The sequence below is a fragment of the Frankia sp. KB5 genome (genome assembly GCF_002099325.1).
GTDB lineage: Bacteria > Actinomycetota > Actinomycetes > Frankiales > Frankiaceae > Frankia > Frankia casuarinae.
Window position 1 is genome coordinate 1 of sequence record NZ_MRUJ01000110.1, and the last position, 6,256, is coordinate 6,256.

Here is a 6,256-nt window from a genome sequence, read left to right on the forward strand (position 1 = left end):
CGGCGTCCATCCGGAACGCGCCGGAGTTGTCGACCGCGACCGCGCCGTGGGCCGCCGCTACCGGTGCCCACCGGGCGGAGACCTCGTCGGGAACGTCGAACACGGCCACGTCCACGCCGTCGAAGACCTCCGGTGCCAGGGCCTGGACGACGACGTCCGCGCCGCGCACCCGTACCGTCCGTCCCGCGGATCGGGCCGAGGCGATCGGCCGGATCTCTCCCCAGATGCCGGGGCGTTCGTCGAGCAGCGACAGCATCACCGTGCCGACCGCGCCGGTCGCCCCCACCACTGCGAGCGTCGGTCGCCGGCCCGCCTCGTTGCTCGTCACGATCCATCCTCCTGATTCGCCACTGTGCCGCCGCGGCGTGTCCAGCTGCCGCGGCGTGTCCAGCTGCCGCGGTGTGCCGCCGTCTCGAGGACCCACGACGTCGCCAACGTCATCGTCCGGTTCCCGCGTACACGATCGCCCCGCCGTTCGGGTCACCCAGGTCGAAGGCGCCGTGCACGGCCCGCACGGCGAGCGGGAGGTCGGTGTCGCGCACCACTACTGAGATGCGAATCTCAGAGGTGGAGATGATCTCGACGTTGACCCCCGCGTCGGCGAGGGAGCCGAAGAACCGGGCGGACACCCCCGGGTGCGACTTCATCCCCGCGCCGATCAGCGACAGCTTGCCGATGTGGTCGTCGTAGAGGGTGCGCTCGAAGCCGATCTCGCTTTGGACCTTCGTGAGCGCGGTGAGCGCGGTACGTCCATCCGCCTTGGGCAGGGTGAACGAGATATCCGTCCGCCCCGACCCGGCGACCGAGCCGACCTGAACGATCATGTCCAGGTTGACGTCGGTGTCCGCCACGGCCCGGAACACCGCCGCCGCCACCCCGGGCTTGTCCGGGCATCCGACGACCGTCACCTTCGCCTCGCTGAGGTCGTGCGCGACCCCACGGATGATGGCCTGTTCCACGAGCTGTTCCTCCGGAATCTCGGTGACCCACGTGCCCGGCTTCKCAGAGAAGGACGATCGGACATGCACGGGGACGCTGTAACGGCGGGCGTACTCGACGCACCTCAGCATGAGGACCTTCGCGCCGCACGCCGCCATCTCCAGCATCTCCTCATAAGAGATCGTGTCGATGCGGCGGGCGTCGGGGACGATGCGCGGGTCGGCGGTGAACACGCCGTCTACATCGGTGTAGATCTCGCAGGCGTCTGCTCCCAGCGCGGCAGCGAGCGCCACCGCGGTCGTGTCCGAGCCGCCTCGACCGAGCGTGGTGATGTCCTTCGTGTCCTGGCTCACACCCTGGAAGCCCGCGACGATCGCGATGGCGCCGGAGTCCAGGGCGGCGCGGATCCGCCCGGGGGTAACGTCGATGATGCGCGCCTTGCCGTGCACCGAGTCGGTGATGACTCCGGCCTGGGAGCCGGTGAACGAGCGGGCTTCGGCGCCGAGGGTGGTGATCGCCATGGCCAGCAGCGCCATCGAGATTCGCTCACCGGCGGTGAGCAGCATGTCGAGCTCCCGGGCGGGCGGAAGCGGCGAGACCTGTTCGGCCAGATCGAGAAGTTCGTCGGTGGTGTCACCCATCGCGCTGACCACCACGACGACGTCGTTGCCGGCCCGCCGGTTCTCCACGATTCGCTCAGCGACTCGTTTGATGCGGTCCGCGTCGGCAACGGAGGACCCACCGAACTTCGCGACCAAGAGCGCCATGGCAGCCAGGTTACCGAGCGCGGCCGCTGACCGAGCGCGGCCGCCCGTCGCCCTTGCTCGGCGGCCTTGCCCGGATCTGGTCCGGTGTCCCTTTTCCGCCGCCGGGACGATGTCGCCCCGGCGACGGGGTGCTGGGCGTATTCCTTCCGGTGTGCCAGGGTGATGACATCCGCACGACCGGCTCACCCGTATGACCGACTCACCCGTACGACCGGCTCACCCGTATGACCGACTGCGACGCACGCGGTCCACGCGATGGTCCCCGACGCCGAGGACCAGCTCAGGAAGGACGATCCTCAATGGCAGTCAGCCTTGYCAAGGGCGGCAACGTCAGCCTCACGAAGCAGGCCGCCGAGGCCGGYACCCCCCAGCTCACCGCGTTGAACGTCGGGCTCGGATGGGACGCCCGCACGACCACCGGGACCGATTTCGACCTGGACGCCTCTGCCATCGGCGTCCGGGCGGACGGCAAGGTCCTCAACGACGGCTACTTCGTCTTCTTCAACAACCTCGCGTCCCCCGAGGGGGCGATCACGCTCACCGGTGACAACCTGACCGGACAGGGCGAGGGGGACGACGAGTCCGTTATCATCAACCTTGCACTGGTTCCAGTCGACATTGACCGGATTATCGTTCCGGTTTCCATCTACGACGCGGTGAACCGGAACCAGAACTTCGGCCAGGTGCGCAACGCCTACATCCGCGTGGTCGACCAGGGCGGAAACGAGCTGGTCCGCTACGATTTGTCCGAGGACTACTCCACCGAAACCGTCGTCATCTTCGGTGAGGTCTACCGCAACGGCGCCGACTGGAAGTTCCGCGCCGTCGGCCAGGGCCACAATGACCTTGGTGGTCTGGCTCGTGATCATGGCGTCAACATCTGAGCTACCCGAGCGGATGCGTGCCTGRCAAGTAGTCGCTCCCGGGCCGATGAGCACCCGCCCGCTGCGCCCGGCCGAGCTGCCCGTGCCCCGGCCAGGGCCGGGCCAGGTTCGGGTCCACGTCGACGCCTGCGGAGTCTGCCGTACCGATCTGCACCTCGCCGAGGGTGATCTCCCGCCGCACCGACCGCGCACCGTGCCCGGACATGAGGTCGTCGGACGGGTCGACGCGGTTGGCGAGGGGGTGAGCGGCGTGCGCACCGGGGACCGGCTGGGCATCGCCTGGCTGGCCTCGACCGACGGGACCTGCGGGTACTGTCGGCGCGGAGCGGAGAACCTCTGCCCGGCCTCGACCTACACCGGATGGGATGTCGACGGCGGATACGCCGAGTACGCCTGCGTGCGCGCCGACTATGCCTACCGGCTGCCCGACGGCTACAGCGATGCGGAGCTTGCCCCGCTGCTGTGCGCCGGCATCGTCGGCTACCGGGCGCTGCGCCGGGCGGAGCTGCCGCCCGGCGGGAGGCTCGGCATCTACGGGTTCGGCGCGTCCGCCCATCTCGCCGCCCAGGTGGCGATCGCACAGGGCGCCACCGTCCACGTGATGACGCGCTCGGCGCGGGCCCGCGAGCTTGCTCTGGAACTCGGCGCCGCCTCGGCGGGCGAGGCGTATGCCGCACCGCCCGAGCCGCTGGACGCGGCCGTGCTCTTCGCCCCGGTGGGTGACCTGGTGCCGGTGGCGCTCGCCGCGCTCGACCGTGGCGGCACGCTGTCCATCGCGGGCATCCACCTCAGCGACATCCCGCCGCTCGTTTACTCCGACCATCTGTTCCAGGAACGGTCCGTACGCAGCACGACCGCCAACACTCGCGCCGACGGTGAGGAGTTCCTGGCGATCGCCGCCGAGCACCGGCTCGCGGTGACCGTGTCGCCCTACCCGCTGTCCGCGGCCGACCGGGCCCTCGCCGACCTCGCCGCCGACCGGGTCACCGGCGCGGCCGTGCTGCTGCCCTGACCGTTTTGCCTGTCCTGTCGGTGCCGGGCCTTCCTGCCGATGCCGGCCCTTCCGGATCTGGTTCGTAGATCCGGAAGGGCCCGGGATCCGGAAGGGCCCGGAGGTTTGGCGACCTTGCCGGGGGATGCGCGCTGAGCTTCCGCGTTCAGTCGCCGCGGGTCGCGAGTCGGCGCAGGAGTAGGGTGCCCGCGGTGGTCAGTACGGCGGCCGTCGCAATCTCGCGCGGCAGGCGGTGTCGGGCCTCGTTCTGGATCGCTTCGTGGAAACGGTCGAACCGGCTCGGCCAGGGACTCACCCCGACGAAGTACCGGCCCACCTTGTCGGTGTCCGGTAGGCAGGCACCGGTCATGCCGGCGAGGACGGCGAGTCGGCGCCCGGCGGGGGCGGACGCCVTCAACAAGGCCATGGCCGCGAGTCCCGCCACGCCGTCCTTGCGTGCGATCGGCAACCATTCCGGCTCGGTGTTCGGACCCGTTCCCCAGTGGGGCAACGCGTCCATGACCAGGTGTGAGACGAAGCCGGCGGCGAGGGCGGACACCGGGTGCCGGATCGCCATGCCCACGAAAGCGCCCGCCCCGACATGTGAACTGATGATCATGCTTCAGGACCTCCTGGTGGCAGACGGACGGCAGAGCGTTCGCCGGGTACCCCCTACCCTGACGTCCCGATTGGAGGATGCGTACCGCGGGGTGATGGTGGGGCCTTCCGGTGGTCACCATCAGTGGTCGCCCGGTGGTCTCCGTGTTTGGGGGCGCGGGTACCACCGCTCCCGGGATCGGATCCGGGTGTCCGATGCTCGCGCGAAGGTGCGCGCGGACGCCGTCCCACCTTTCTCTGGATGCTCTTGCTGYCGCCCGTCTCGATGCGTTCGTCGATGCTCCGSCCGATTCCCACGCCGACGCGCGAGCCGACGAATTCGTCGAATGCCCGCGCAGATGCTCGGGCGAATGYGCATCATGGGTAGATCGGCGCGCCTCGTAGCATCTGGGCGCGTAGCGGAGCGACTCGGCGGCAATCCATGGATGAAGGGCTGCTGTAGCGTGAAGGAGATAACTCAGAGTGATCAATTTTGAGGTTTGGGTGGCGTTGGTGCGGGAAGCTACCGGGATGTCCTCCGGTGAGGATGGCGGTTCGCCGGGCGGTCCGGGGCACCGCGGCGGCGTGGGTCCGGGGCACCGCGGCGCTGGAGACCTGAGCGGTGTGGATGGATAGGCGCGTCCGTGATCTACGCATGTGCCACCTACCAGCCGTCTGCGACCTGGCCACGCCGGTGCCGTCGGGGGTGGTCGTCTCCGTCGCGTGGCGGCTGGAAGGGGCCGGGCGGATCATCGGCGGCATGGTGCCCCGCGGCCATCCGGGGGCTGGCCCGCAGGGTAAACGGGTCCTGCACGGTGAGGGGATCTGGGCGGCCGAGATGTATCCGCGGGACCGGGAGATCGCGGCGGAGGCCGACCTCGTCGAGCCGGGTTCGGCGGCCCGGCCGGTCCGGCTGGTGGTGCACGGCTCCGACCGGGACATCATCGGCTATCTGGATCAGCCCTGCCTGCCGGCCACCCGACTCGCCCGGCTCACGACCGGGCTGCGCCGGGACGCCCGTCAGGTCAGGGTCCGGGCGGCCGGGCGGGTCTGGTGGCTACGGGCGACGAACGTCTTCGGAGTACAGGTCGTCCGGGATCCCGAGGTACGGATCTACCGCACCAGAGGATTACACGCCGTGTTCAGTGCCGAGGCCGACCACCTTGACGTCAGCGTGGTCCTGCTGGCCCTGGCCTCGATTCCCAGCTCGGCTTATGCCCCCATCCTGGGGTTCTAGCGGCTGCAGCGGCCCCGGCGGACCCGGTGGCGGACCGGCGGACCCGGTGGCGGACCGGTGGAGCCGGGTGGCTTCGGGGTGGGACCGGGTGACAGCAGGCCGGGGTGTCAGGCGCTGACGACGCGGCGTCCCTCGAAGGCGCGTCCCAGGGTCACTTCGTCCGCCCATTCGAGGTCACCGCCCATGGGCAGGCCGCTGGCGAGGCGGGTGACCTTCAGGCCCATCGGAGCGATCTGCCGGGCCAGGTAGGATGCGGTGACCTCACCCTCGGTATTCGGATCGGTGGCGAGGATCAGTTCGGTCACCGTGCCGTCCGCCAGGCGGGCGACGAGTTCCCGGATGTGCAGGTCGTCGGGACCGACACCGCCGATGGGATTGATCGCGCCCCCGAGCACGTGGTACCGCCCCCGGAACTCGCGGGTGCGTTCGATCGCCACGACGTCCTTGGGTTCCTCGACCACACAGATCGAGCTCGGATCGCGGCGGGGATCGGAGCAGATCCGACACAGTTCCGACTGCGCCACGTTGAAGCAACTCCGACAGAACTGGACCTTCTCCTTGACCTCGGTCAGGGCGGTGGCCAGCCTGCGGACGTCCACGGGGTCGGCGGCCAGCAGATGAAACGCGATCCGCTGGGCACTTTTGGGACCGATGCCGGGCAGCCGCCCGAGCTCGTCGATCAGATCCTGGACGATGCCCTCGTACACCGGTGCCGCCGGTTGTCAGCCGAGCCCGGGAAGGCCCGGGCCACCCGGAAGCGGGCCTCCGAGGCCGCCACCGGACAGCAGGCCACCGAGTCCACCGAGTCCACCGAGTCCGTCGGCGCCACCCGGACCTGCCG

At 69.9% G+C, this 6,256-nt stretch carries 6 protein-coding genes and 1 pseudogene; 3 read left to right on the forward strand and 4 right to left on the reverse strand.

The genetic code is table 11. The annotated features are described in order from the left end of the window. Both KBI5_RS12185 and KBI5_RS12190 read right to left on the reverse strand, forming a co-directional pair. Window positions 1-328, reverse strand: a pseudogene (locus KBI5_RS12185) (aspartate-semialdehyde dehydrogenase); the annotation flags it as partial. Window positions 329-437: 109 nt separating this feature from the next. Continuing rightward, window positions 438-1,706, reverse strand: a complete 1,269-nt coding sequence (locus tag KBI5_RS12190; protein WP_085015283.1) for an aspartate kinase — start codon at window positions 1,704-1,706, stop codon at window positions 438-440. Window positions 1,707-2,005: 299 nt separating this feature from the next. Between KBI5_RS12190 and KBI5_RS12195 the strand changes: the two genes are divergently transcribed. Together KBI5_RS12195 and KBI5_RS12200 are read left to right on the forward strand one after the other, a co-directional pair. Then, window positions 2,006-2,590: a TerD family protein gene (locus tag KBI5_RS12195; protein ID WP_085015284.1), complete on the forward strand. Its 585-nt coding sequence runs from the start codon at window positions 2,006-2,008 to the stop codon at window positions 2,588-2,590. 13 nt (window positions 2,591-2,603) lie between these two features. Further along, on the forward strand, window positions 2,604-3,602 hold the full coding sequence (locus KBI5_RS12200) for a zinc-dependent alcohol dehydrogenase family protein (protein WP_085015285.1): 999 nt from the start codon (window positions 2,604-2,606) through the stop codon (window positions 3,600-3,602). 145 nt (window positions 3,603-3,747) lie between these two features. On the opposite strand, the gene KBI5_RS12205 is transcribed toward KBI5_RS12200, so the two are convergent. Then, window positions 3,748-4,200 (reverse strand): hypothetical protein, encoded by a 453-nt coding sequence (locus tag KBI5_RS12205; protein ID WP_085015286.1) that lies wholly within the window; start codon window positions 4,198-4,200, stop codon window positions 3,748-3,750. A 606-nt stretch (window positions 4,201-4,806) separates the two neighbouring features. On the opposite strand from KBI5_RS12205, the gene KBI5_RS12210 reads away from it, so the two are divergent. Further along, window positions 4,807-5,415, forward strand: a complete 609-nt coding sequence (locus KBI5_RS12210; RefSeq protein ID WP_023840124.1) for a hypothetical protein — start codon at window positions 4,807-4,809, stop codon at window positions 5,413-5,415. 107 nt (window positions 5,416-5,522) lie between these two features. Here KBI5_RS12210 and recR read toward each other — a convergent pair whose 3' ends face one another. Next, window positions 5,523-6,122 (reverse strand): recombination mediator RecR, encoded by a 600-nt coding sequence (gene recR, locus KBI5_RS12215; protein ID WP_011434735.1) that lies wholly within the window; start codon window positions 6,120-6,122, stop codon window positions 5,523-5,525. Window positions 6,123-6,256: the final 134 nt, after the last annotated feature.

Bases quoted from the DNA above. Each gene is read 5' to 3' on its own strand.
- KBI5_RS12210 (WP_023840124.1), top strand. From the start codon at position 4,807: ATGGATAGGCGCGTCCGTGATCTACGCATGTGCCACCTACCAGCCGTC.